The sequence below is a fragment of the Allosphingosinicella sp. genome (assembly GCF_035626655.1).
GTDB lineage: Bacteria > Pseudomonadota > Alphaproteobacteria > Sphingomonadales > Sphingomonadaceae > Allosphingosinicella.
Window position 1 is genome coordinate 40,776 of record NZ_DASPNF010000019.1, and the last position, 22,712, is coordinate 63,487.

Consider the following 22,712-nt stretch of genomic DNA (forward strand, 5'->3'; position numbering starts at 1 on the left):
CGCCGGGGCCCGGAAGGTTCCGCCCGGCGATCACCCTGCTTAACCTATGAGCGGCAATAAATCCCATCATATGATAATAACTGAAAATAAATGTTGTCGGACCGGCCAGGCTTCTCAGGCGGCGCTGCGGACCTGATCGAGGTGCAGGTAGGTTTCGGAGAAGCCGGCCACGCGGCGCAGCGGCTCCCAGTCCGGAATGCCGACATAGCGGCGGTCGCGCTCGATCAGGCCTTCCCGGTCGAGTGCGCGCAGGACCCGGTTTACGTGGACCGGCGTGAGGCCGGTCGCGTCGGCGAGCTGCTCCTGGGTCATCGGCAGCTGGTAGCCATATTGCTCGGCCAGGCCGGCAACCTCGAGCCGGCGGGCGAACTCGCAGAGCAGGTGGGCGATGCGCGAGCGGGCGTCGCGACGGCCGACATTGACCACCCATTCACGGAAGACTGAAGCGTCGATCAGCGTATCGATCCACATCGCCATGCCGACATTGGGATGCGCCATGGCCAGCTCCCGAATCGCCGACCCCGGGACGAAGGCGAGCTCGCAGCGGGTCAGGGTCTGGATGTTGTGATCGGCGACGTTGAGCATGGCCGATTCGAGATCGATGAAGTCGCCGGGAATGTGGACGCTGACGATCTGCCGCGCCCCCTCGATCGTCACCTTGTGGCGATAGGCGAAGCCGGAGACAATCAGGCAGGATCGGTCTGGCCGCTCGCCTTCGCGCACGAAATACACGCCGGGCTCGATCGTCTGCATCCGGTACGGGAGGCCAAGCAGCGCTTCCTCGTCGCCCTCGTCCAGAGGTGCGCGCATCCGGAACTTGCGGAGCATCTGCAGGAGTTCTGGGCGTAGCTCGGTCATTGCGCCTTCCGCGGAGGGGTGAAGGCCACGATCCGCTTCTCCCTGCCAGAACGCTCGCTTATCGCTCCGCCGGGGGCCCAGCCTTAACACAGGTCCAAACACGAAGCCTAACATATGTTGAGAAATAGAGCATAATTTCCATTAGTTTGTTCCGGGTGCGGCAAGGGGCCGCGTGAAGAGACCCGCTGGACGAAGCGAGGGTGATGGCCCGGTTCTATTTCCACCTGCGCGACGGCCAGGACGTGCTCCTGGATCCCGAAGGCGTGGAGCTGGAGGGGCTCGATCGGGCGCGCGATCAGGCGCGCCACTCGGCGCGGTCGATCCTGGCGGCGGAGGTGCTCGAGGGCCGGGTGCCGCTGCACATGCGGATTGACGTGGAGAACGGCTCGGGCGCGATCGTCCACGGGTTGCCGTTCACCGAAGCGGTCGAGGTGATTTCGTCCGACGACTGACGGAACCGCGCTCGACGCTAGCGTGTCCTTGTCGAGATTTCGGGCTGGGTGTCGAACCGGGCAACCTTGTGGCCGCCGCACCACAATTCGGTCGGCACATCGCGTTCCTTCTGGCCGACCAGGCAGATCGCCTCGATATCGTCGGCGCTGCGGAACTCCTCCACGCCGTCGATATGGCCGCTGTGCCGGTTGAGCAGATAGAGCCGATATTCCGGCATTCCGGGTCCCCCGTTGGCTGAAAAACCGACGGAAAACATATGCTTGTCGCGGACCGATTCGCCACAACACAAGTCATTAACCGGCGTTATCCGCAGCCGGGACAGCATCCTTGATCTCGAGCGCTTCCCTGAAGGCGACCGAGAACAGGGTTTCCTCGTGCTCATCCAGGACGTCGATCCTTCCGCGCAGGTCCAGCCGGCCCTGCAGCACGTCCTCGGCGAGGATCGAGCGGATACCCTGCAGCGCCTCGAGGCGCGCGGGCTCCAGGTCGGGCAGCTCGCGGCCCTCTTCGTCCTCGGTGAGGCCGTTGCCATTGTAGATGTTGAAATAATAAAGCGGCATGAGGCTCCCCCCGCTAACGCGGTTCCGGCTCGAGATCGAGATAGCCGGGGTCGAACTCCGCGACGCGCTTCAGCCCGGCAAGGTCGAGGATCGTCACCCGCCGGCTGCGAAACTCGACGAGGCCGCGCTCGCGCAGTTCCCTGAGCGTGCGGTTCACATGCACCGGAGTCAGCCCCATGCACTCGGCGATATCGGTCTGGGTCAGGGACAGCTCGAAGCCGGTCTCGTCCGCAAGGCCGACGATGGCGAGCCGCTCCCTCAGTTCGCAGAACAGGTGCGCCACCCGCGCCAGCGCGGTGCGCCGGCCGAGCGAGAGCACCCATTCGCGGTGGATCGCGGCGTCGATATTGGTGGTCAGCCAGAACAGGCGCGCGAGATGCGGATGCTCCGTCGCGACCGCCCTGATCCGCTCGTGCGGCGCCAGCGCGATCCGGCAGGGAGTCAGGGTCATCACGCTGTGATCGAGCTTCTTGAGGGTGAACCCGTGCAGATCGGCGAAATCGCCGGCGACGTGCAGCTCGCTGATCTGGCGCGAGCCGTCGCGGAGATCCTTGTAACGGCAGAGCAGCCCGTCGAGCAGCATGATGCTGAAATGGAGGCGCTCGCCGGCGCGGACCACGGTCTTGTCCGCCGCAACCTCCTTCACCTCCGAAAACAGGCTGCGGATCGCCTCCTCCTCCTCCTCGCTGACCGCGTCGCGGGCGCGGAGCTTGAGAAGGTAGGCGTCGATCATGCCGCTATTCGTTCCATATGCAGATCATCGGAGGTAAACTGTCCAACGCGCATCAGCGCGGCAAGGTCCGGCACGTCGAGCCTGCGTCCGCGCAGCTCATCCGGCTGGCCCCTGCGGATTCGGAAGGATGCCGGCGACGAGGCCGCGCCCGAGCGCGTCCTCCGCGCTCAGATACCAGTTGTGCAGTGCCTTCTGCCGCAATTCCTCGGGGCTGACGTCGCAGCCGTCGATCAGCCGGCGGAAATTCTCCTCCTCATGGGCGATGCCGACCTTGAGCTGGGAAAGCAGGGCCTCGACCATCGGGATGCTGGCGCGGATCGGGCCGGAGAGCTCCACCGTCTTGTCGAGCTTGCGCCCGTGGATCATCAGCATCGTGTCCGCGGTGAGCCAGCGGTCGCGGCAGGGAAAGGCGGACATGATCGTCGCCCCGGCCGAATAGACGACGGTCTTGCCTAGGAAGAGGAAGCGGCCGGCCAGGCGGGCGCGGGCGCGGTCGATCTCCAGCACGATCCTGCGCGCCATTTCCGGGTCGCCGCCGAGCGTGGTGACCTCGAGCGCCACGTCGCCGCCGGCCTGCTCGGCCTTGCTCAGCTGGTCGAGGAACCGCTCGACCGAATATTTGTCGATGTCGCCGACCAAGGAGATTTGCGGCCGGTCGAGAATGTCTGGCCAGGCCTCCGCCTGGAGTTCGTCGCGGGCCAATTCTGCCTCCCTAAGAATGCGGCCGCCCCCAACGAGGGCGGCCGCCCGGAGAAGTTAACGTCAGGGGCTATTCGCGCTCACGCTCCCGTTCGCGCTCACGCTCACGCTCGCGCTCTTCCTGCTGCTGCTGCTGCTGCTGGCCGCCGCCCTGGCCGCCCTGCTGGCCGCCACCCTGGCCGCCGCCGCCCTGGTCCTGCTGGCCCTGGCCGCCGCCCATGCCGCCCTGCTGGCCGCCGCCCTGGCCGCCCTGGTCCTGACCGCCCTGGCCGCCTTGCGCCATGCCACCGGTGCCCTGCTGGTTCTGATTGTTGTCAGCCATTTTCTGCTTCCTCGTTTGTCTTGCGTTGCTGCCCGTCCGGGTGAACGGGATGGCTGACAAACGAGAGGAAACGGTGCTCGTTCCAGCTAAGTAACTGAATATGATGTATGTTAACAGGATCGTTCCGACTCCTCAGCCGTTGGCGGCGGGAAAGGAGAAGATGATGAGCCAGCGCGAACTGATCGAGCCCCACAAGGGCGACAAACGCTTCCAGCGGCGCAACGAGGACGGGACGTTCGGCGAGTCCGACGACGTCGGCGCCTCGCTGAGCCGGGACGTGCGCCAGCATGCCGGGACGAAGAAGCCCCGCAATGAGGGCGACCGGGGCGACTAGCGCCCGGGGCCGCTCCGCGGCACCTCGGCAATGCCCTCCGGGGTGACCGCGAACAGCCGCTGCGGATCGCCGGCCACCACCAGCAGCGGATGGCCGGTCCAGGCCGAGAGGAAGGGATGGATGTCCTGCGGCAGCGGGTCCATCAGATGGGTGACCGCGATCGGCGCGGGCCGCGCGCCGGCCGGCGGATCCGTGACCGTCGCGCTGACGCAGGCATTGGTATAGCCGCGGGTGGCGACGACGCTGCCGTCCGCCGCGACCGACGTGCGGAAATGGCCGCCGAGCGGGTAGACGTTGCGCTGCGTCTGCGGGCTGATCTGGTAGACGTCGACCGGGCCGTCCGGGGTGAGCGGCGGCACCACGAAATAGTTGAACTGGTCGGCGCCGCAGGGCCGGTGCTCCTGCCGCGCGGCGACGGCGCGGGCCGCGGCCATGCGCGCCTGAAGCGGATTGAGCGCCGGCCGCGTGCCGGCGAGGTGGATGTCGCGGTCGACCGCGCGGCCGCCGTTGAACGTCACCCGGTAGACAATGACCGGGCCGGCGTCGGTGTCGGCATAGAAGGTGACGGAGGTGCCGTTGCCCTCGGCCTCGGCGATCCAGCCGCTGATTCCCGCGCCGTCGGGATTGGAGACGTGGCTCAGCATGTCCTGCGTGCCGGCCCGGCCCGCCCGCTCGATCATGCCGAGCAGGCGCCCGCGCGTGGCCGCGGCCTGCAGCTCGGCGAGCTGGGCGCGGGTCAGCGGCTCGGGCGGCATCACGATCGGCGGCCGCGCAGGGGGCGGTGGAGGCGGTGGCGGTGGCGGCGGTGCGGGATCCTGCGCCGGGGGTTGCTCGGCGGCAGGCTGGGTTTCCTGCGGGGCGGGCTGGGCCTCGGCGGGGGCCGCGGTCGCCGGCTCGCTCACCACTGCCTCCTGGCTGTTGGCGGCGGGTTCGGCCGGCGGCGGCTCGGCCGCCTGCGCGTTGTTGTCGCTCAGCCCTTCCAGCGCTTCCGACAGGCCGTTGAGGCCGTTGCCGGCGGGCGGGGCGTCGCCCTGCGCGGCGGCGGTGACGGCGACGAGCGCGAGCGCGGTGGCGCAAAGCAAAGGAGCGAGACGCATACGATGATCCTCTGGTCAGCGCCGGGGTGTGGACCGGCGCGGGACCGGGATCAAGTGCGGGCCGGCACGGCCGGGCTCAGCCGACGATCAGCTCGCAGCCGAAATTGAGGCCGACGCGGCCGTCCTTCGCCCAGCGGACGAAGGCGTAGATCGGGCTGCAGCCCGCGAAATGGATCATCACGCTCTCGCCGAGCCGGGGGCTGATGTCGCTTTCGATCATCGTGCCGCGCGAGGAGATGTTGAGCACGGGCGCCGGATAGGAGGCGCCGCGGAAAACCAGCACCGACTCCTCGCCGGCGCAGGCCAGGCGCGGCTCGCTGCGGCGGTCCGCTTCCGGCTCGATGATCTGGGCGGCTGACGCCATCGCATTCCCTCCCCCAAGCCAGGGGAGAATGCGCCCGAAACCTTACCGAAGTCTTTGCGATGACCTGTGGATAATTCGCTTCAATCGACGTGCGGGCTGACCGCCGGCGGATCGCTCGCCGGGAAGCTCTCGTCCACGGCCTGATCGACCTTCTCCCAGTCCCTGGGCGGGTCGCGCATCGCCTCGGGGCCGGCCGAGCGGGCGGCGCCGGACTGGCCGACCGGGCCGGGCGCAGTCTTGCCGCGGGCGGTGGCGGGGGCCGGCACCTCTTCCTCGTCGCGGCGCCAGCGGCGGCGGACGAACAAGGCGGCGCCGAGGCCGACGACGGCGGCCGCGCCGGCGGCGATGATCCCGGTCTTGCGGTTCCACTTCATGAGAGGCTCGCTTTCGTCTCGTGTTTCGGTTTCGCGCGGCGCGGCGGCCGGGCGACGGGGGGTTTTGGTCGGCATGACGCCAGCTCCTGATTGCGCAAGTGGAACAACCGGAGCGGGAGCCGGTTCCGCCTGTTTCAACGAGATCAGGAGGAATCTTGAGCGAGACCGAAACCCTTTCCCCGGTCCTGCCCAATGCGCTGGAGGAAGCGACCCGGCGGCTGCTCGCCAAGGCCTGCGAGCGCGAGCTGGTGCTGGCCACGGCGGAGAGCTGCACGGGCGGGATGCTGGCCAGCCTGCTGACCGACGTGCAGGGCGTCGCCCATGCCTTCGACCGCGGCTTCGTCACCTATAGCGAGGAGGCCAAGACGGAGATGCTCGGCGTCCCCGCCGCCCTGATCGCGGCGAGGGGGGCGGTCTCGAAGGAGGTCGCTGTGGCGATGGCGGAGGGCGCCTTGTCCCGCAGCCGCGCGAATATCGCCTTGGCGATCACCGGCTTCGCCGATACGGGCGAGGAGCCCGGGCTCGTTCATTTCGCCTGCGCACGGAACGGACGTATAACGGCGCATCGCGAGGCGCATTTCGGCCCGGTCGGCCGGGGCGCCACGCGGATCGCGGCGCTGGAGGTCGCGGTCGGGATGATGACGGAGATGCTGTAAATGAGTGAGGCGGAAAGCACGAAACCGCCGTTCGGGGCGATCCACCGCCACGGCTTCGTGCGCGTCGCCGCGGCGAGTCCGCGCGCCTCGGCCGGCGACGTGGCGTTCAACGTCGAGGAGACGATCGCCCTGGCCCGCGAGGCGGACGCGAAGGGCGTCGACCTCGCCGTCTTCCCGGAGCTCAACCTCTCCTCCTACGCTGTCGATGACCTGTTTCTTCAGGACGCCTTCCTCGAAGCGGTCGAGGCGGGGATCAGGCGGCTCGCCGCGGAAACGGCGGAACTCGGGACGGTGCTGCTGGTCGGCGCCCCGGTGCGGCGGAACGGCCGGCTCTTTAATTGCGCGCTCGCCATCGCGCGCGGCACGATCCTCGGCGCCGTGCCGAAGATCTTCCTCCCCAATTACCGCGAATATTACGAGAAACGCTGGTTCGCGAGCGGCGCCGGGCTGGAGGGGCTGAAGGCGGAGATTGCCGGCCAGGTGGTGCCCTTCGGCACCGACCTGCTCTTCGCCGCCGAGGACCTCCGGGACTTCATCTTCCATATCGAGATTTGCGAGGATTTCTGGGCGCCGCAGCCGCCCTCGACCCTGGGCGCGCTGGCCGGGGCCCTGATTCTCACCAACCTCTCCGCCTCCAACATCACGATCGGCAAGGCGGACGAGCGCAAACTGCTCTGCGCGAGCCATGCGGCGCGCTGTGCCGCCGCCTATGTCTTCTCCGCCTCGGGCCCGGGGGAGAGCACGACCGACCTCGCCTGGGACGGGCAGGGCTCGATCTACGAGCTGGGCGAATTGCTCGCCGAGACCAGCCGGTTCGACCGCGGCTCCGAGCTCGCCATCGCCGACATCGACGTGCAGAAGCTGCGGCTCGAGCGGATGCGCTTCGGCACCTTCCACGACAATGCCCGGCTCGAAGGCCATCCCGAGCGCCGCTTCCGCACCTGCTGGTTCGAGCACAAGCCGGCCATGGCCGAGATCGGCTTCGCGCGCACCCTCCGCCGCTTCCCCTACGTCCCGAACCGGCCCGAGCAGCTCGACCTGGATTGCTACGAGGCCTTCAACATCCAGGTGCAGGGCCTGGTCCGCCGCTTCGAGGCGACGAGCGGCACGCATCTCGTCATCGGCGTCTCGGGCGGGCTCGATTCCACCCACGCTTTGATCGTCGCCGCCAAGGCCTGCGACACGCTCGGCCTGCCGCGCTCGACGATCCTCGGCTTCACCATGCCGGGCTTCGCGACCGGCGAGCAGACCAAGGGCAATGCCTGGCTGCTGATGAACGCGCTCGGCATCACCGGCGAGGAGATCGACATCCGCCCGGCGGCCACGCAGATGCTCGGCGACATGGGCCATCCCTTCGCCAGCGGCGAGCCGGTCTACGACATCACCTTCGAGAATGTGCAGGCGGGCCTGAGGACCGACTATCTCTTCCGCCTCGCCAACCAGCGCGGCGGCTTCGTCGTCGGCACGGGCGACCTTTCGGAGATCGCCCTGGGCTGGTCCACCTACGGAGTCGGCGACCAGATGAGCCATTATGGCGTCAATGCCGGCGTGCCGAAGACCCTGATCCAGTATCTGATCCGATGGGTGATCAAGACCGGCCAGTTCGACGAGGCCACCAACCGCGTGCTGCAGGCAATCCTCGACACCAAGATCTCGCCCGAGCTGATCCCCGCCGACGGCGAGAGCGGCATGCAGTCGACCGAGGACCGGATCGGCCCCTACGAGCTGCACGATTTCTTCCTCTGGCACATCCTGCGCCACGGCCAGCCGCCCTCCAAGGTCGCCTTCCTGGCGCACGAGGCGTGGAAGGATGCGGGGGCCGGGCTCTGGCCGCTCGATTATCCCGAGGCGCTGAAGCGGCAATATGATTTGCCGACGATCCGCAAATGGCTCGAGGTCTTCCTGTTCCGCTTCTTCCAGCTCAGCCAGTACAAGCGCAGCGCCATCCCCAATTCGCCCAAGGTCTCGGCCGGCGGCGCGCTCTCGCCCCGCGGCGACTGGCGCGCGCCGAGCGACGGCAATGCGGGGCCGTGGCTGGATGAACTGAAGGCGGCGTTCGGGGACTAGCTCTTCAGTCCACGATGCACACTTCGTCGTCGGAAGGCTCACAGGGCGGGCCGGGCGGAGGAAGCTGATAGCCATCCGGAAGCCGGAAGCCGTCGTTGGCATGCACGAATATCGCCCTGACGACCGGGATGCCGTCCTGACGGCCCTCCGGAGTGGCAATGATCAGGCCTGTCCTACCATTGGCGAGCGGATGCTTGCAGCTGTTCGGACGACCAGTGCGCAGGATGAGCATCGGCGCGGCCTCACCCTGGATCATGCGCCGCACCCGGGCAAAGGTTGCGTGGAGGACGGGAGCCGGTCCTGCGCCGTCCGGGGCTATCTCTGCGTCGGCGATGACCGTCCCGGCGGGAAGCGGGTTGGGCAAGGCGCTGTGAATGAGCGCATAGGCCGGATGAATGCCGCAGGCGCTCGCCGATCCTGGCAGCAGGAGGACGGCTGCAGGGAGCGCGGCGAGAATGAACCGCTTCATGAGGCGAGATTAGCCTCTCACAGGTCGCCCGTCGACACCGCCTTGCCTGTGTTGCGCGGATAGTGCACCAACCCCGCTCTTCGTCCGAGTCCTGAGGGGGTCTCTGCTCATGTTCCGCAGCCTTGCCGCGCTTTCCGCTTTGCTTCTTTCCACCACCGCGACCGCCGCGATCGCCCAGCAGCGCGGCGGCCGGGGCGGCGGCAACAATGATGCGCCGGCCTGGGACGTGAACGCGCCGCCGGGGCAGCGGCTCAGGCAGGTGCCGATCAACGTGACCGAAGGCACCTGGATGAACGTCGACGTCAGCCCGGACGGGTCGACGATCGCCTTCGACCTGCTCGGCGACATCTACACCATGCCGATCGGCGGCGGCACGCCGCGGCGGATCAGCTCGGGCCTCGCCTTCGACATGCAGCCGCGCTTCTCGCCCGACGGCCGGCTGATCGCCTTCACTTCGGACCGGGGGGGCGGCGACAATATCTGGGTGATGAACGCCGACGGCACCGGCGTCCGCCAGATCACCCGGGAGAATTTCCGCCTCCTGAATGCGCCGACCTGGAGCCCGGACGGCCAGTATATCGCCGCGCGCAAGCATTTCACGACGCAGCGCTCGCTCGGCACGGGGGAGATCTGGCTCTATCACGTCTCCGGCGTCGGCGAAGGCGTCGCTTTGGTCGAGCGGCCCAATCCGCAATTTCAGAAGGAGCTGGGCGAGCCGGCCTTCGCGCCGGGCGGCCGCGCCATCTATTTCAGCCGCAACACCACCCCCGGCAACACCTTCGAATATGCGCAGGATTCGAACCAGCAGGTGTTCGCGATCGAGCGCTTCGACATGAACACGGGCGAGCGCAGCACGATCGCCGGCGGGCCCGGCGGCGCCGTCCGCCCGACGCCCTCGCCCGACGGCCGCTGGCTCGCCTTCGTCCACCGCACCGGCGGCCATTCGCGGCTGTTCGTCCGCGACCTGCGCTCGGGCGAGCAGCGCCAGGTCTATGCCGATCTCGACCAGGACCTGCAGGAGACCTGGGCGGTGCACGGCGTCTATCCGAACATGGCCTGGACGCCCGACAGCAACGCCATCGTGTTCTGGGCCGGAGGCAAGATCCGGCGCGTGAACCGCGACGGCTCCGCCGCCGCGGAAATCCCCTTTCGGGTCGCCGACAACCGCGTCGTCATCGATCCGCCACGGCCCGAGGTGGACGCCGCGCCCGCAACCGTCACCACCCGCATGCCGCGCTTCGCCGCCGTCTCGCCCGACGGCCGCCGCGTCGTCTTCGAGACTTTGGGCCGGCTCTACCTGACCGACACGGCCGGCGGCACGCCGCGCCAGGTGACCCCGCCGGATGGCGACTTCCAGCTCTTCCCCTCCTGGTCGCGCGACGGCAGCCGGATCGTCTTCGTCTCCTGGAACGACCGCCGCCTCGGCGAGGTCAGGACGGTCAATGCCGACGGCTCGAACATGCGCACGGTCACGCAGAATCCGGGCCATTACCGGCGCCCGCGCTTCTCGCCGGACGGCGCGCTGATCGTCTACGAGGCGGGCGGCAGCCAGGGCCTGACCTCCAACCGCTGGTCGGCCGAGACCGGCATCTTCCGCATCCCCGTCAATGGCGGCGCGGCGACGCGCATCCTCGCCGACGGCGGCAACCCGCAATTCGGCAGCGCCTCCGACCGGCTGTTCGTCGAGGTCAACGAGCAGCAGAAATTGAAGCTGGTCAGCGTGGACCTCAATGGCGGCAACCGGCGCGACCATGCGCAGGGCGAGATGGTGACGGGCTATGAGCTGTCGCCGGACGGCCGCACCCTCGCCTTCCGCGAGAATTACAATCTCTATGCCCTGCCCTTCTTCGGCGCCAACCGGATGCTCGAGCTGTCGGCCCGCGCCTCGCAGCTGCCGCTGGTGCGCGTCAGCACCGGCGGCGCCAATTATCCGGCATGGGCCGGCAACCGGCTGAGCTGGACGATGGGCCCCACCCTGTTCAGCGCGACCCCGGTCCCGGGCGGCCCGGCCTATACCGCTCCGACCACGGGCACGTCGCTCGCCATCACGGTCCCCGCCGACGTGCCGACCGGCTGGACCGCCCTGGTCGGCGCGCGCGTCGTCACCATGGCCAACGAGGCCGGCGGGATCATCGACGACGCGGTGATCCTGATCGAGGGCAACCGCATCCGTCAGGTCGGCCCGCGTGCCTCGGTCGCCATCCCGGCCGGCGCGCGCACCGTCGACGTCTCCGGCAAGACCATCATCCCCGGGCTGATTGACGGCCATGCCCATGGCGCCCAGGGCGACGACGACATCATCCCGCAGCAGAACTGGTCGGCCATGGCCCACCTCGCCATGGGCGTCACCACGGTCCACGATCCGTCGAGCGCGGCCTCGGAGATCTTCCCGTCCAGCGAGATGCAGCGCGCCGGCATCATCCTCGCGCCACGCACCTATTCCTCGGGCGAGATCGTCTACGGCGCGCGCAGCCCGGGTCGCTACGCGCTGATCGATTCCTATGCCGACGCGTTGGGCCATGTCCGCCGGCTGCGGCTGGAGGGCGCGCATTCGATCAAGAATTACAACCAGCCGCGCCGCAACCAGCGCCAGCAGGTCGCCGCCGCCGCCCGGGCCGAGAATATCCTGGTCGTTCCGGAAGGCGGCTCGCTCTTCCAGATGGACATCACCCTGATCCAGGACGGCAATTCGACGCTGGAGCACAATATCCCGCAGCGCCGGCTCTATGACGACGTGGTCAGCCTCTGGTCGCAGACCCAGGTCGGCTACAACCCGACTCTGGTCGTCACCTATGGCGGGCTTGCCGGCGATCCCTATTGGAGCCAGGCGACCGAGGTCTGGAACCATCCTTTGCTCACCCGCCACACGCCGCCCGCGGCGCTGGCCGGCCGGGTGCGCAACCGCACCGCCCCTGCCGACCAGTGGGTCGATCAATATAATGCCCGCGAGGCGGAGCGGCTGGCGGCGCGCGGCGTGCGCGTCTCGATCGGCGGCCACGGCCAGCAGCCCGGCATGGCCGAGCATTGGGAGCTCTGGTCCTTCGTCCGTGGCGGTGCGACGCCGGTCCAGGCGCTGCGCCACGGCACCGTGGACGCGGCCCGGATCTACGGCTTCCGCGATCTCGGCACGCTGGAGCCGGGCAAGCTCGCCGATCTCGTCATCCTGAACGCCGACCCCACCCAGAACATCCGCAACACCGAGCAGATCGACCGGGTGATGCTGAACGGCCGGCTCTACGAGGCCGCGACGCTGAACGAGACCGTCACCGGCAACCGCCAGCGCCAGCCTTATTTCTGGGAAGTGGACGGCCCGGGCGCGACCGCGGCGACTACCGCGACCGAGAGCAACGGTTATGACGATGACTGAGGCCTGAGGATCCTCCCCTGCAGGTGCAGGAGAGGATCGCCTAGCGTCCGCAGCGCTGGTAGGTCCCCTCGACCTGCGGGCCGCGGCTGCACAATATGCCGCCCCACATGAAGCCGAGCTGGCCGTCGCGGAAGCGGATCAGGAACCACGGATAGTCGTTCCAGACCACCCCGGTATTGGCCAGCAGGGTGACTCGCTCGCCTTCACGAAGCGAGGCGAGGCGGGCATGACTCTGGCCCGGGCCGTTGCGGACGATGCCGCCCCAGGAGCCGGCCTCGATGGGGTTTTGCCAGCTCAATGCGGCGGACGAGCCATTCCGCTGCGCCTGCGCGGGCGTGGCGGCCAGCGCCACTGCACAGAATACCAGGTACCGGGCCCAAATCATCTTCATCCTCATTCCTCTCAGGGTGCCGCGCCAGGCTCGAACATCCGCGCCGGGATCGGCCGGAATTCGAGCCGCTGCAGCCGGCCGCGATCGAGCACGCCGCCACGCCAGGACCGGACGGTCCGGCTGTGGGCGACGCGCACCGGCCCGACCGGGCGATAGTCGCCCAGCTCGATTCGCGTCGCATAGGGATCGTCCGGGACGGTGATCCGGACAAGCAGCCCGCTCGCCCGGTCGAACCAGTAATCGCGCACGAAGCCGCGGTCGGGCGCCAGCTCGACCACGTCGAGGACGGCGCTGCCGTCGCGCTCCTCGCGCACCCAGCGCGCGGCGAAGGGGAAGCGGTCCGGGAAGAAATAGCCCTGGGCGGCGATGAAGGCGTCGGTGGCCGCCTGATATTGATCGAGCAGGCCGCGACTCACCTCGACGCCGCCCTCGACCGGACCGCCGCGCGACCAGACGTCGCGCCCGTTATAGGCTTCGACATGCCGGTCCTGGCTGTCCTGGCTTTCCGTCCGCAAGGCGGGGCGGCGAAGGTCGACCCAGGTCAGCACCGTGTTCCCGCTGTGCGTGTCGGTGCGCTGCACGCCCTCCATTCCGTCCCAGGCGGCACCGCCGGTCGCCTCGCGGAAGGCGGCGATGATCTGCATCGGATCCTGCGTCTGCGCAGACGCGGGCATGGCGGCGACGAGGGCCAGAGCGGGAAGCAGCAGATAGGTCAGGAGTCGCATCACCACCTCCACCGCAATCGGGCCAATATGAATAAGGGAAAAACGAGGCGCTTTCAAAGGCCGCTTGCGCTGAGTTGAAAGGCGGTTCAATTTCCCGCTTCGGAGGGGTGCATGAACGATCTCGGCCAGGCCGCGGTATCGGCGGACAAGGCGCCGCGCACGGAGCGCGGGCGACGGACCGTGCGCAAGCTGCTGGAGGCGGCGGCGCAGGAATTCGGCCGGCGCGGGTTCCACGAGGCGGCGATCACCGGCATCACGCAGCGCGCCGGCGTCGCGCTCGGCACCTTCTACACCTATTTCGAGAGCAAGGAGGAATTGTTCCGGGCCCTCGTCCGCGACATGAGCCAGGCGACCCGCGCCCATGTCGCCGAGGCGGTGCGCGGCGCGCCGGACCGGCTCGCGGCCGAGCGCATCGGGCTCGCGGCCTTCATCGCCTTCACCCGCAAACATCCCGAGCTCTACCGGATCATCGAGGAGGCGCAGTTCGTCGCCGAGGACGTCTACCGGGAGCATTACCTGACCTTCGTCGACGGCTATCGCGAGGGCCTCGCCGGCGCCGCGGCGAAGGGGCAGATCGTCGAGGGGCCGGACGAGCTGCGCGCCTGGGCCCTGATCGGGATGAGCGTGTTCCTCGGCATGCGCTACGGCATCTGGAACGAGGACATGACGCCCGCCGAGGTCGCCGACGGCGCCATCGACCTGGTATCGGACGGGCTCCGGAGGCGGCCCGGATGATCGTCGACATCCCCGATTTGATCGCCAAGCGCGCCTCGCTGAGCGCAGACAAGGTCGCGCTCGAGGATGCAGCAACGGGGCGGACGCTCACTTATGCCGCGCTGGACGCGCGCGCCGCCCGTGCCGCCGCGCTGCTGGCGGCGCGCGGCGTCGGCAAGGGCGACCGGGTTGCGATCCTCAGCCGCAACCGCCTCGAGTTTTTCGAATTGCTGTTCGGCTGCGCCAGGCTCGGCGCGATCCTGGTGCCGCTCAACTGGCGGATGCCGCCGGCGGAGCTGGACGGCCTGATCGCGGATGCCGGGCCGAGCCTGCTGTTCCACGGCGCGGAGGAGGAAGAAGCCGCCGCCGGCCTCGCCGCGCCGCCGCCCGCCGTGCATCTCGACCGCGACTATCCGGCGGCGCTCGAAGCCGCGCCGGCGGGGACTTGGCGCGGACTCTGGCCCGCCGCGGAGACCTGGTATCTGATCTATACGTCGGGCACGACCGGGCGGCCCAAGGGCGTGATCTACACCTACCGCATGGCCGTCGCGAACTACGTCAATATCGGCGCGGCCATCGGCCTCGCCTCGACCGACACGACCTTGAGCTTCCTGCCCAATTTCCACACCGCCGGGATCAACCTCCACGCCTTGCCCACTCTGATCGCGGGCGGGCGGGTGATCGTCATGCATGGCTATGACGGCGACGCCATGATCGCGCTGCTGGAGGCGCGGCGGCTGGACACGCTCTTCGCCGTGCCGACCGTCTATCAGAGTCTGCTCGACCATCCGCGCTTCGCGGCGGCGCCCCTGGGCCATGTCCGCCACTGGGGCTGCGGCGGCGCGCCGCTGCCCGATGCGCTGGCGGTCCGCTGCCGCGACCTCGGCGTACGCGTCTGCAACGGCATGGGCATGACCGAGACCGGGCCCACCGCCTTCCTCGTCGACCCGGCCGACGCCTGGGAGCGGATCGGCTCGGTCGGCACCCCGCAATTATTGTGCAGTGCCCGCATCGTCGACGAGCAGGACCGGCCGCTGCCCGATGGCACCGTCGGCGACCTGCAGTTCGCCGGGCCCGGAATCACGCCCGGCTACTGGCGCAACGAGGAGGCGACGCGCGCCGCCTTCACCGCCGACGGCTGGCTGCGCTCGGGCGATCTGGCCCGGCGCGACGCGGACGGCTTTTACTGGATCGCCGGGCGGCGGAAGGAGATGTTCATCTCGGGCGGCGAGAATGTCTATCCGGCCGAGGTCGAGAACGTCCTTTCCGCCCATCCCGACGTCCTTGATGCGGCGGTGCTGGCCGAGGCGGACCCGAAATGGGGCGAGGTCGGCCGCGCCTTCGTCCAGCTCGCCCCGAACGGCGCCCGCCCGGACGGCGCGGCGCTCGACGCCTTCTGCCGCGCCCGGCTGGCGCCCTACAAGGTGCCGCGCCGCTTCGACTTCGTCGCCGAATTCCCGCGCACCTCCGCGGGCAAGATCCAGAAGCATCTGCTGGCCTGAGGGGCTCCCCCGCCGGGGGCGGAGGAGCCCCGTGACGGTCAGGCCGGGCACCCGCACCATTGGAAGTCCTCGTGCGTGCCCCAGGCGCCATAAAGCTGGGAACTGCCGTTGCACCACACGACATAATAGCCGACGATCGGCCCGCCCGGCGGGGGACCGTCATGCTGGTAGACGATATAGTCCATGCCTGGCTGACAGGTTTGCTGGGCCTCGGCCCGCATGACCGGCATCGCCAGGGCCATAACCAGCGCGATAAAGGACAAGGCAATTTTCCGCATTGCTTCCTCCCTTCATTTGTCTTCGGATCGAAGACGAAAGGAAGAAAGGCCGCGGCCGTCGGCAAGTCAACCTACCTATATTACTGTATTAATTTGGTTAATTCTCATATCTACTTGAGATGGACCGGATAAGGACCGGATCGTCCATTTCGGTCTCTTGCGTAAATGCGACGGGCCGAATGAAAAGCGGCGGGCCCGCATATGCGAGACCCGCCGCCGCCAGGTCGGACCAGAAACCACCCGGTGATGACGGCAATAGCCCGCATGGTTTCAAGACGTGGTTAGCATAGTCCTGCGGGTTTTACCGGGGCGCCCTAATAAAATTCAATAATTCATCGCCACAGCTAGCGCGCGGGCGGCAGCTCGACACCCTGCCGGACGCGGCGCACGATCCGGCGCGTATTGGCGAAATCGGCGAGCGGGTCGCCGCCGAGGACCAGGAAGCTGGCCTCGTAGCCGTCCGCCAGGCGCCCGATCCGCCGGCTGGGGAAGATGGCCCGCGGCGTGGTCACGCTCCACAGACGCAGCAGCTCGAGGTTGGTGAACAGGCCGGAGCGCGCCAGCGCGGCGGCCTCGGTGACGGCGGTGTCGCCGAAGCGGTCGCTGCCGAGCAGCAGCGGCACGCCGGCCCGGCGCAGCAGCCGGATGTTGTGCGCGAACTGGTTGCGGACCAGCCGGTCGGTGAGCGCGGCGTCGCCATGCTGGGTAATGGTGGTGATCACCGTTACGCCGCGCCGCGCGGCGCGCCGCGCATCCGCGTCGGTGAGCAGGAAGGTGGCGTCGGGAGAGAGATGGCCGCCGGGAAGGTGCGCGATCTGGTCCACCCCGCCCTCGACCGCGGCGCGGAAATCGGCGGCGGTATAGACATGGGCGGAGACCTGCAGCCCGGCCCGGTGCGCGAGCCGCACGATCACCGGCACCAGCGCCGGATCCATCCCCCGATTCCCCTCGAAGCGCGCATCCGCACGCCGACGGGCATGATCCTCCGAATAGAACAGGAAGACCTTCACGAAATCCGGCCTGGGCGTGCCGGCCATGAACAGCGGCCAATGGCGCGCGACGTCCGCCGGCGTGTCGACCAGCATCGCGAAATCGGGATCCATGCGCTGCCGGATCATGTCGCCCATCGGCGTGCCCGCCGGTGCGGCGCGCAGGATCACCTCGACCGGATGCCCGCCGGGCGAGGTCCAGCCCTGGTTGGCGCTGAGATAGTCGAACGAGGTCGGCCGGTTGAGCGCCGCATGGATGGCCTGCCGGCCGAGCGGGGCATTGGCCTGGTCCTTCACGTAGAAGATGCCGTCGCGAAGATAGGCGCGGATGGTGGGCTCGATCGGCGCGTAGAGATGCTGGTGCGCGTCGGCGAAGGGCGGCACCACAAAGCCGCCCGCGAGATCGACCACCCGATCCACCCGGGCCGGCGCGCGGCTGCGGAAGAGCCCGTCCACCACATAGACAGTCCGCGGCACGAAGCGGGTGCCGTCGAACCAGCGGCCGCCGCGATATTCGACGCCGTGCGTGGCGGGGGTCTGGGCGCGCGACGTGGCCGCGAAGCCGGTGAAAAGCACCAGGGCGAGCAGCGCGAGAAATAAGGATGAGCGAATGCGGATCGAGCCAGGCATGGTCCCCTCCCTGTCTACATAACCGACTCAGTGTATTAATACACTAATCCACTTGGCGCAAGCGGATTCGTTGGTAGTGTCGCTAGGGGGGATTTGTGGTGGTGGCCTCCGGCGGAGTTACGGTGAAAAGGACGCCCCGCGTCCTTTTCAAGCGTAACTGGTCGGGGAGAGAGGATACGAACTCAAAGCTGATCTAACGCTCTGATCGCAATATGCTATTGATTTTCAGGAGCTTTCGAAGCACGAGCTGCTACGGCAACGTGTTACGAGAGGTCGCGGTTTTGCAGTATCTGGCGCAGCGGAGGGGCTCGGTCAATTGGTATTATCGCGAGAGCACACCGGGCGATGTGCGATCGATCCTGGTCGGTAGGGCGGGTCACGCTCCGCGGGAGGTGTGGCTGTCGCTGGGAACGCCAGACAGGCGCGTCGCAGCTGCACGTTTGGTGAGCGCCCGCGCTGAGCAGCACCGGGAATGGGACTCCATCAGATCGAGTGTCACGCCTGTCGCGGCCCTGCCAAGCTCTTTCGACTTGGCGGAGGCCGTCATTGATTTCGTGCATGATCGTTTCGTGCAGGTCCACCGGCGAGCCCTGAGCCAGAAGCTGTCGCAGGGCCTCGATGCCGCCAGTGAGGCGCGGCTTCGGCTTGGAAAGATCGCCCAGGTCGAGCTTCTCCCCAGTGAGCAAGACGTGGCAGACATGGAGCGGCTGGCCGCCGCGGTGTGCCGCAAGATGCAGTGGGATCTTGCGCCCGTTGAAGGCGTCAGAGGCGAGCTGTGGGGCGAATTGGTCGTCTTCGTGACCAAGGCCGTCCAGCACGCGCGAGGGACGATCGCGCAGACGCTAGATGGTCGTCCGGTGGCCACCAGCCGCGAGGTGGTGTTGGAGCGCATTGGCGGCGGCCGGCTGAAGCGAGCGAAGCCTGGGGAGGCCCTACTTGACCTATTCGCGCTCTATCAGACGGACATGGAGCGCGCGGGCAAGAACTGCGACACGCTCGCCACCGAACGCAAAGTGATTGAGCAGTTTGCAGGTTTTGTTGGTCAACAGCGTGCGGTCGCCGAGATCGGTCGCGCGGACATTCGTGACTTCAAGAGAGTGCTGTCGCAGATTCCGCATCGGTGGGTCACGCGCCCAGAACTGGAGGGATTGACGCTCGCCGAAGCGGCTGCACGGTGGCAGCAAATCGGTGGAGACGTTCGCTCGCTTCGCACAGTCGCGCGCGAGCTTTCCGCGGTCAGCTCGCTCTTCGTGTGGATGATCGAGAACGCATACGTCGAGGACAATCCCACGCGGGGGTTCTTTCCCAAAATTGACAAGGCGAAGGCGAAATACCCGCCCTATACTCAGGCCGAACTGAGCGCCGTCTTCTCCAGCCCGCTCTTCGCTTCGTGCCATGAGCAAAAGGAGCATGTCGCTGGCCATCACCGAGTGCGAGACTGGCGCTACTGGCTGCCGCTCTGTGCCCTGTATTCAGGCGCGCGCGCCGGAGAAATTGCCCAATTGACTTGCACGGACCTCCGGCAAGAGGAGGGCGTTTGGGTCTTCGATTTCAATGAAGATGCTGGCGTAGTCACGAAGAGCCTCAAGACCAGCTCATCCCGCCGCGTGGTGCCTGTGCATCGCACTTTGATCGAGCTTGGGTTGATCGACTATCGCAACCAGACGTGCCAGTTCGGCCACACACAGCTCTTTCCCGAGATCAAGCCCGGCCCGCGTGGTGACATGAGCTATCGGCCCTCGCGCTTCTGGCAGCGCTATCTCGACCGGATCAAAGTTAAGCGACGCGGTCTGGCTTTGCACAGCTTCCGACATTCATTCGCCGACGAGTGCCGCCGAAAGGGGGTCAACAAGGACGTCCTGAAGGCCCTGCTCGGGCATGCCGACAACTCGATTACAGGTCATTACGGGACGCTCGACGTTGGCAACCTCAATGAACGTCGCGCCGCGATCGACTCGCTCACGTATTGGGGCGTCCATGGGACCGAATGAACAGCCTTGCTGTTGTAAATCCAGCCTACCGCATCGGCTGCGATAGCTCTCCGTCTCCTCGACGAGTGACCTTTCCCGGTTGGCATTTGCTTCGCCTATTGTGCCGAGCGTCGCTACCTAGCCGGGCCGGCTCGGCGGCATTTTCTCAGCGATCTGAGTCAGCAGCTCGGAAGGATCGACACCCATAGCCCTCGCTATGTCGATGAACTCCACGACGTCCACTCGACGCTGCGAACCTTCGATGAGACTGACCCAGCTCTGATCTCGATGCACGCGGTCGGCGAGCTGCTTCTGGGTGAGCCCAGCATCGCGACGAACTTGCCGAAGCGCTTCGACGACCACCTGATTGGCGCCTGAGAAGATCGTCTTCGGCATGCGCCATTGAAGTATATGTGGTTATTCCATATGACACTTTTCCATATTTTGGGGAGTGACTCGTGGAAGAAAATGCATCGCAGGTGACCCGGGAACGAAAAGCATTGACCCAGCCGACCGGCGAGGGGCAGTCTCGCCGAAAACAGACATGGATCCTCGCCGTAGCGATTGTTGTGGCCGGTCTCATGGCAGCGTTCGTTCCTGGCATTTTGGAGCAGAAGCGCGCCTACGACCGAATTTATCCGGGATGCTGGCAGCTAATCGGCCGCGACCAGCATTGCGAAATGACGGTCAACACGGACGCCTTCATCCGAGGTAGGTAAGCCGCCGGCTGCGCCATTAGCCAGTATGACGGGCGAGCGGAGAGTCGAGTGCTGCCACGTCCGCTATGGGTGGAAGGCAGACATTCATCTCAATATTCACACGCAGGGAGCGGGCGAGTGTCTGCGGTTCCACCGCGAACACTCAGTCCGACTAATCTACTTCTGCTCGTTCAGGCCGTAGACGCGGCCATCTGGACCGCGGAAGTGCCGGTAAGCGTAACCCATCTCTTCAACGCGGGTGATCTGGCCGAGAAGCTCACCGCCTGCTGCTTCAATCTCCGCAGAGGCAGCCTCGATATCGTCTACGCGGAATCCGAAGGCCAGGCTGTCATTATAGCCGTAAGGCGGGACCGTTGTGGGGAGATAAAGCTCCAGTAGCGACCCGCTTGGCATCTGGAAAACGGCAACGCCTTCCATTTCCATCATCGGCGTGAGGCCGAAGGTCTCCGTGTAAAGCTTCTTTGAGGCGGCGAAGGCACCCTCGTCGAGCGTAACGGCGTGCCAGGTGATTCCTTCAACTTTCATCCTGCTATCCTTGAAGAGACTGGCCCTAGTGGACGAGGCGAAAACCGCTGGCAGGGCCGTAGCCTTGGACGAACCCCAGCTTGATGTTGAGCAGCGCGAGCGGTTCCAGAAGTCTCGCTGCCGACAGGGGACCTGCGTCGATCGGATCGAAACCGAGCTCCTGCACCAGACCCAGCACCGCCGCCTTGGCTTCAGCATCGTCAGCAGCGACCAGACCTGCGAGTTTTTCACCGTTGATCTGGCCTGTTGCCATCGCGGTCGCGAACGTGGTGTTGAACGCCTTCACCACTCTCGCCTCAGGTAGCTTCTTCTGAAGCTCCTCGGCACCGCTGGTGGTCGAGGTATCGACCGCGAGCTCCATTGCCGGCGAGAGCGCGTTCGTGGCATCGATGACGATCTTGCCAGATGCTGCGCTACCGAGCTGACTGGCCACATTGCCGACTTCTGCGAACGGAACGGCGAGGATGATCAGCTCTGCGGCCTGAGCGGCGTGAGCGGCGTTATCGTCCCGGCCGACGGTGCCGACGTCGTGCCCGGTGCGGGAGAGGCCGGTCTTCAATGCTGTGCCGACATTGCCTGCACCGATGATTGCGATCTTCATTGTCATGATCCTTTTCGATCCGGGTTGGGGAGAGGTGGTTCAGGCGGCCGCCGTGTCGCTGTTGCGGTGGTTGCGGAGCGCATCGAGGCTCCATGCGCCGGGGCCGGCGAAGATTAGGTAGAAGAAAGCGAAGCAGAACATGATGGCTGTCTCCCCCTGGTTGAGCACCGGCCAAAAGCCCTGCGTGGCGTGGCCCATGAAGTAAGCGGCGGCCATGGTCCCCGAGGCCAGGAAGGCGGCAGGCCGGGTGAACAGGCCCAAAGCAATGAGCGTTCCGGTCACCAGCTCGATTACCCCTGATGCGACGATGATGCCTGGAAGAGGGCCTGGCATGGGCATGGGGGCGGGGAAGGCGAAGAACTTCATGAAAGCATGCTGGAGCATCAGCAAGGCGGTCATGATCCGTAGAGCCGCGAGAGCATACGGAGACCATTTGTCGAGCTTGGACATTTTTGTTTCTCCTGTTTCCGTTGTTTCAGTGAGCGGTCGGGACATTGCCGAAGCGGAAGCTTGAGGCAGTGATGCCGCCGAACAAATCCTTCTGGTGGTATACGACCGCACCAGGCTCATCCTCGGCAGCACCGACCACGGCCATCAGCGGGATAAGATGATCCTCTCGCGGGTGAGCAGCTCTGGCGAGGGGCGCTTGCTCCCATTTCATGAGCCGGTCAGTTCGCTCTTCAGAAGATGAGCGAACCAAGGTTTCCCGAAGCCACTGATCGAACTGGCGTGACGGCTCCATGCCTTCGCTGCTCCTCGCATCCGTCAGATTATGATAGCTGAGGCCGCTTCCGATGATCAGCACACCTTCGTCCCGCAGCGGCGTCAGCAACCGTCCGAGTTGCAGGTGAACTTCGGGATCGTAGCCAACATCGATAGAGAGCTGGACCAACGGAATATCCTCGCCCGGATAGAGCGGCTTCATTATGCTGAAAGTTCCGTGGTCGAAGCCGCGTTGCGGATCGAGGCGGGCGGGGATGCCACCGTCCGCCAGCAGCTCCTGAACGCGTGCAGCCAGCTCGGGGGAGCCGGGCGCCTTGTATTTGATCTGGTAGGTGTGCGGCGGGAAGCCTGAATAATCATATTCCATCCCCGGCTGTTGGCTGGAGGAAATGGCAAAGCCTTTCTCCTCCCAATGGCCGGAGATGACGAGCACCGCTCGAGGCGCATCGCCGAGTTCACGGCGAATATCGACCAGCGACTGTTCCAGCTGATCGAACATGCGGCGGAACGGGCCATCCAGATAGGGCCAGGGGCCGCCGCCATGACTGATGAAATAGGTGGGCAGACGTGTCGTCATCATATTTCTCCAAAT

The 22,712-nt window shown here is 66.7% G+C and carries 28 protein-coding genes; 9 read left to right on the forward strand and 19 right to left on the reverse strand.

The window, feature by feature from the left end:
- Window positions 1–114: 114 nt before the first annotated feature.
- Complete coding sequence (locus VEC11_RS14850; RefSeq protein ID WP_464133029.1) at window positions 115–858, reverse strand: Crp/Fnr family transcriptional regulator; 744 nt, start codon at window positions 856–858, stop codon at window positions 115–117.
- Between the two features lie 203 nt (window positions 859–1,061).
- On the opposite strand from VEC11_RS14850, the gene VEC11_RS14855 reads away from it, so the two are divergent.
- Window positions 1,062–1,310 carry a DUF6894 family protein gene (locus tag VEC11_RS14855; protein ID WP_464133033.1) on the forward strand — a complete coding sequence of 83 codons (249 nt, stop codon included), beginning with the start codon at window positions 1,062–1,064 and terminating at the stop codon, window positions 1,308–1,310.
- Between the two features lie 17 nt (window positions 1,311–1,327).
- Here VEC11_RS14855 and VEC11_RS14860 read toward each other — a convergent pair whose 3' ends face one another.
- The 5 genes from VEC11_RS14860 to VEC11_RS14880 form a co-directional block, all read right to left on the reverse strand.
- Window positions 1,328–1,528, reverse strand: a complete 201-nt coding sequence (locus tag VEC11_RS14860) for a hypothetical protein (protein ID WP_464133038.1) — start codon at window positions 1,526–1,528, stop codon at window positions 1,328–1,330.
- A gap of 76 nt (window positions 1,529–1,604) precedes the next feature.
- Window positions 1,605–1,871 (reverse strand): DUF6894 family protein, encoded by a 267-nt coding sequence (locus tag VEC11_RS14865; protein ID WP_464133042.1) that lies wholly within the window; start codon window positions 1,869–1,871, stop codon window positions 1,605–1,607.
- A gap of 13 nt (window positions 1,872–1,884) precedes the next feature.
- Complete coding sequence (locus VEC11_RS14870) at window positions 1,885–2,604, reverse strand: Crp/Fnr family transcriptional regulator (RefSeq protein WP_464133046.1); 720 nt, start codon at window positions 2,602–2,604, stop codon at window positions 1,885–1,887.
- Between the two features lie 96 nt (window positions 2,605–2,700).
- Window positions 2,701–3,306: a peptidase S14 gene (locus VEC11_RS14875; protein ID WP_464133050.1), complete on the reverse strand. Its 606-nt coding sequence runs from the start codon at window positions 3,304–3,306 to the stop codon at window positions 2,701–2,703.
- 67 nt (window positions 3,307–3,373) lie between these two features.
- The gene (locus tag VEC11_RS14880) at window positions 3,374–3,625 is read right to left on the reverse strand and encodes a hypothetical protein (RefSeq protein ID WP_464133056.1); all 252 of its coding nucleotides are present in this window, start codon (window positions 3,623–3,625) and stop codon (window positions 3,374–3,376) included.
- A gap of 163 nt (window positions 3,626–3,788) precedes the next feature.
- Here VEC11_RS14880 and VEC11_RS14885 point away from each other — a divergent pair, with 163 nt between their 5' ends.
- Entirely contained in the window at window positions 3,789–3,959 is a 171-nt protein-coding gene (locus VEC11_RS14885; RefSeq protein WP_464133059.1) for a hypothetical protein, read from the forward strand.
- On the opposite strand, the gene VEC11_RS14890 is transcribed toward VEC11_RS14885, so the two are convergent.
- The 3 genes from VEC11_RS14890 to VEC11_RS14900 all read right to left on the reverse strand — a co-directional run bounded on the left by VEC11_RS14890 (window position 3,956) and on the right by VEC11_RS14900 (window position 5,794).
- Window positions 3,956–5,056: a hypothetical protein gene (locus VEC11_RS14890; protein ID WP_464133063.1), complete on the reverse strand. Its 1,101-nt coding sequence runs from the start codon at window positions 5,054–5,056 to the stop codon at window positions 3,956–3,958. The two genes, VEC11_RS14885 and VEC11_RS14890, sit on opposite strands and share 4 nt — an antisense overlap.
- A gap of 76 nt (window positions 5,057–5,132) precedes the next feature.
- Window positions 5,133–5,420 carry a PilZ domain-containing protein gene (locus VEC11_RS14895; protein WP_464133067.1) on the reverse strand — a complete coding sequence of 96 codons (288 nt, stop codon included), beginning with the start codon at window positions 5,418–5,420 and terminating at the stop codon, window positions 5,133–5,135.
- A gap of 80 nt (window positions 5,421–5,500) precedes the next feature.
- Complete coding sequence (locus VEC11_RS14900; protein ID WP_464133071.1) at window positions 5,501–5,794, reverse strand: hypothetical protein; 294 nt, start codon at window positions 5,792–5,794, stop codon at window positions 5,501–5,503.
- A gap of 152 nt (window positions 5,795–5,946) precedes the next feature.
- Between VEC11_RS14900 and VEC11_RS14905 the strand changes: the two genes are divergently transcribed.
- Both VEC11_RS14905 and VEC11_RS14910 read left to right on the forward strand, forming a co-directional pair.
- A complete protein-coding gene (locus tag VEC11_RS14905) occupies window positions 5,947–6,450 on the forward strand; it encodes a CinA family protein (protein ID WP_464133796.1) in 504 nt (167 codons plus the stop codon).
- A complete protein-coding gene (locus VEC11_RS14910; protein ID WP_464133077.1) occupies window positions 6,451–8,517 on the forward strand; it encodes an NAD(+) synthase in 2,067 nt (688 codons plus the stop codon).
- A 4-nt stretch (window positions 8,518–8,521) separates the two neighbouring features.
- Here VEC11_RS14910 and VEC11_RS14915 read toward each other — a convergent pair whose 3' ends face one another.
- Entirely contained in the window at window positions 8,522–8,986 is a 465-nt protein-coding gene (locus VEC11_RS14915; protein WP_464133082.1) for a hypothetical protein, read from the reverse strand.
- Between the two features lie 109 nt (window positions 8,987–9,095).
- Between VEC11_RS14915 and VEC11_RS14920 the strand changes: the two genes are divergently transcribed.
- Window positions 9,096–12,353 carry an amidohydrolase family protein gene (locus tag VEC11_RS14920; protein ID WP_464133087.1) on the forward strand — a complete coding sequence of 1,086 codons (3,258 nt, stop codon included), beginning with the start codon at window positions 9,096–9,098 and terminating at the stop codon, window positions 12,351–12,353.
- Between the two features lie 40 nt (window positions 12,354–12,393).
- On the opposite strand, the gene VEC11_RS14925 is transcribed toward VEC11_RS14920, so the two are convergent.
- Entirely contained in the window at window positions 12,394–12,744 is a 351-nt protein-coding gene (locus VEC11_RS14925) for an SH3 domain-containing protein (protein ID WP_464133091.1), read from the reverse strand.
- An 11-nt stretch (window positions 12,745–12,755) separates the two neighbouring features.
- The gene (locus VEC11_RS14930; RefSeq protein ID WP_464133097.1) at window positions 12,756–13,469 is read right to left on the reverse strand and encodes a hypothetical protein; all 714 of its coding nucleotides are present in this window, start codon (window positions 13,467–13,469) and stop codon (window positions 12,756–12,758) included.
- 111 nt (window positions 13,470–13,580) lie between these two features.
- On the opposite strand from VEC11_RS14930, the gene VEC11_RS14935 reads away from it, so the two are divergent.
- On the forward strand, window positions 13,581–14,204 hold the full coding sequence (locus VEC11_RS14935) for a TetR/AcrR family transcriptional regulator (RefSeq protein ID WP_464133103.1): 624 nt from the start codon (window positions 13,581–13,583) through the stop codon (window positions 14,202–14,204).
- Window positions 14,201–15,685: a class I adenylate-forming enzyme family protein gene (locus VEC11_RS14940; RefSeq protein ID WP_464133107.1), complete on the forward strand. Its 1,485-nt coding sequence runs from the start codon at window positions 14,201–14,203 to the stop codon at window positions 15,683–15,685. Before VEC11_RS14935 ends, VEC11_RS14940 begins: the two co-directional genes overlap by 4 nt.
- A 38-nt stretch (window positions 15,686–15,723) precedes the next feature.
- Here the strand turns inward: VEC11_RS14940 and VEC11_RS14945 are convergent, their stop codons facing one another.
- Together VEC11_RS14945 and VEC11_RS14950 are read right to left on the reverse strand one after the other, a co-directional pair.
- On the reverse strand, window positions 15,724–15,927 hold the full coding sequence (locus tag VEC11_RS14945; RefSeq protein WP_464133112.1) for a hypothetical protein: 204 nt from the start codon (window positions 15,925–15,927) through the stop codon (window positions 15,724–15,726).
- Between the two features lie 380 nt (window positions 15,928–16,307).
- Window positions 16,308–17,582 carry an amidohydrolase family protein gene (locus VEC11_RS14950; RefSeq protein ID WP_464133117.1) on the reverse strand — a complete coding sequence of 425 codons (1,275 nt, stop codon included), beginning with the start codon at window positions 17,580–17,582 and terminating at the stop codon, window positions 16,308–16,310.
- A gap of 212 nt (window positions 17,583–17,794) precedes the next feature.
- Between VEC11_RS14950 and VEC11_RS14955 the strand changes: the two genes are divergently transcribed.
- Window positions 17,795–19,573 (forward strand): tyrosine-type recombinase/integrase, encoded by a 1,779-nt coding sequence (locus VEC11_RS14955; protein ID WP_464133122.1) that lies wholly within the window; start codon window positions 17,795–17,797, stop codon window positions 19,571–19,573.
- Window positions 19,574–19,690: 117 nt separating this feature from the next.
- Here VEC11_RS14955 and VEC11_RS14960 read toward each other — a convergent pair whose 3' ends face one another.
- Window positions 19,691–19,948, reverse strand: a complete 258-nt coding sequence (locus tag VEC11_RS14960) for a helix-turn-helix domain-containing protein (protein ID WP_464133126.1) — start codon at window positions 19,946–19,948, stop codon at window positions 19,691–19,693.
- A gap of 62 nt (window positions 19,949–20,010) precedes the next feature.
- On the opposite strand from VEC11_RS14960, the gene VEC11_RS14965 reads away from it, so the two are divergent.
- Window positions 20,011–20,271 carry a hypothetical protein gene (locus VEC11_RS14965; protein ID WP_464133130.1) on the forward strand — a complete coding sequence of 87 codons (261 nt, stop codon included), beginning with the start codon at window positions 20,011–20,013 and terminating at the stop codon, window positions 20,269–20,271.
- 156 nt (window positions 20,272–20,427) lie between these two features.
- On the opposite strand, the gene VEC11_RS14970 is transcribed toward VEC11_RS14965, so the two are convergent.
- The 4 genes from VEC11_RS14970 to VEC11_RS14985 are packed head-to-tail and all read right to left on the reverse strand — an operon-like array spanning window position 20,428 to window position 22,697.
- Complete coding sequence (locus tag VEC11_RS14970) at window positions 20,428–20,796, reverse strand: VOC family protein (RefSeq protein WP_464133134.1); 369 nt, start codon at window positions 20,794–20,796, stop codon at window positions 20,428–20,430.
- A gap of 25 nt (window positions 20,797–20,821) precedes the next feature.
- Entirely contained in the window at window positions 20,822–21,397 is a 576-nt protein-coding gene (locus VEC11_RS14975) for an NADPH-dependent F420 reductase (protein WP_464133138.1), read from the reverse strand.
- A gap of 39 nt (window positions 21,398–21,436) precedes the next feature.
- A complete protein-coding gene (locus tag VEC11_RS14980) occupies window positions 21,437–21,847 on the reverse strand; it encodes a DoxX family protein (RefSeq protein ID WP_464133142.1) in 411 nt (136 codons plus the stop codon).
- Between the two features lie 25 nt (window positions 21,848–21,872).
- A complete protein-coding gene (locus VEC11_RS14985) occupies window positions 21,873–22,697 on the reverse strand; it encodes a DODA-type extradiol aromatic ring-opening family dioxygenase (RefSeq protein ID WP_464133148.1) in 825 nt (274 codons plus the stop codon).
- Between the last annotated feature and the right edge of the window lie 15 nt (window positions 22,698–22,712).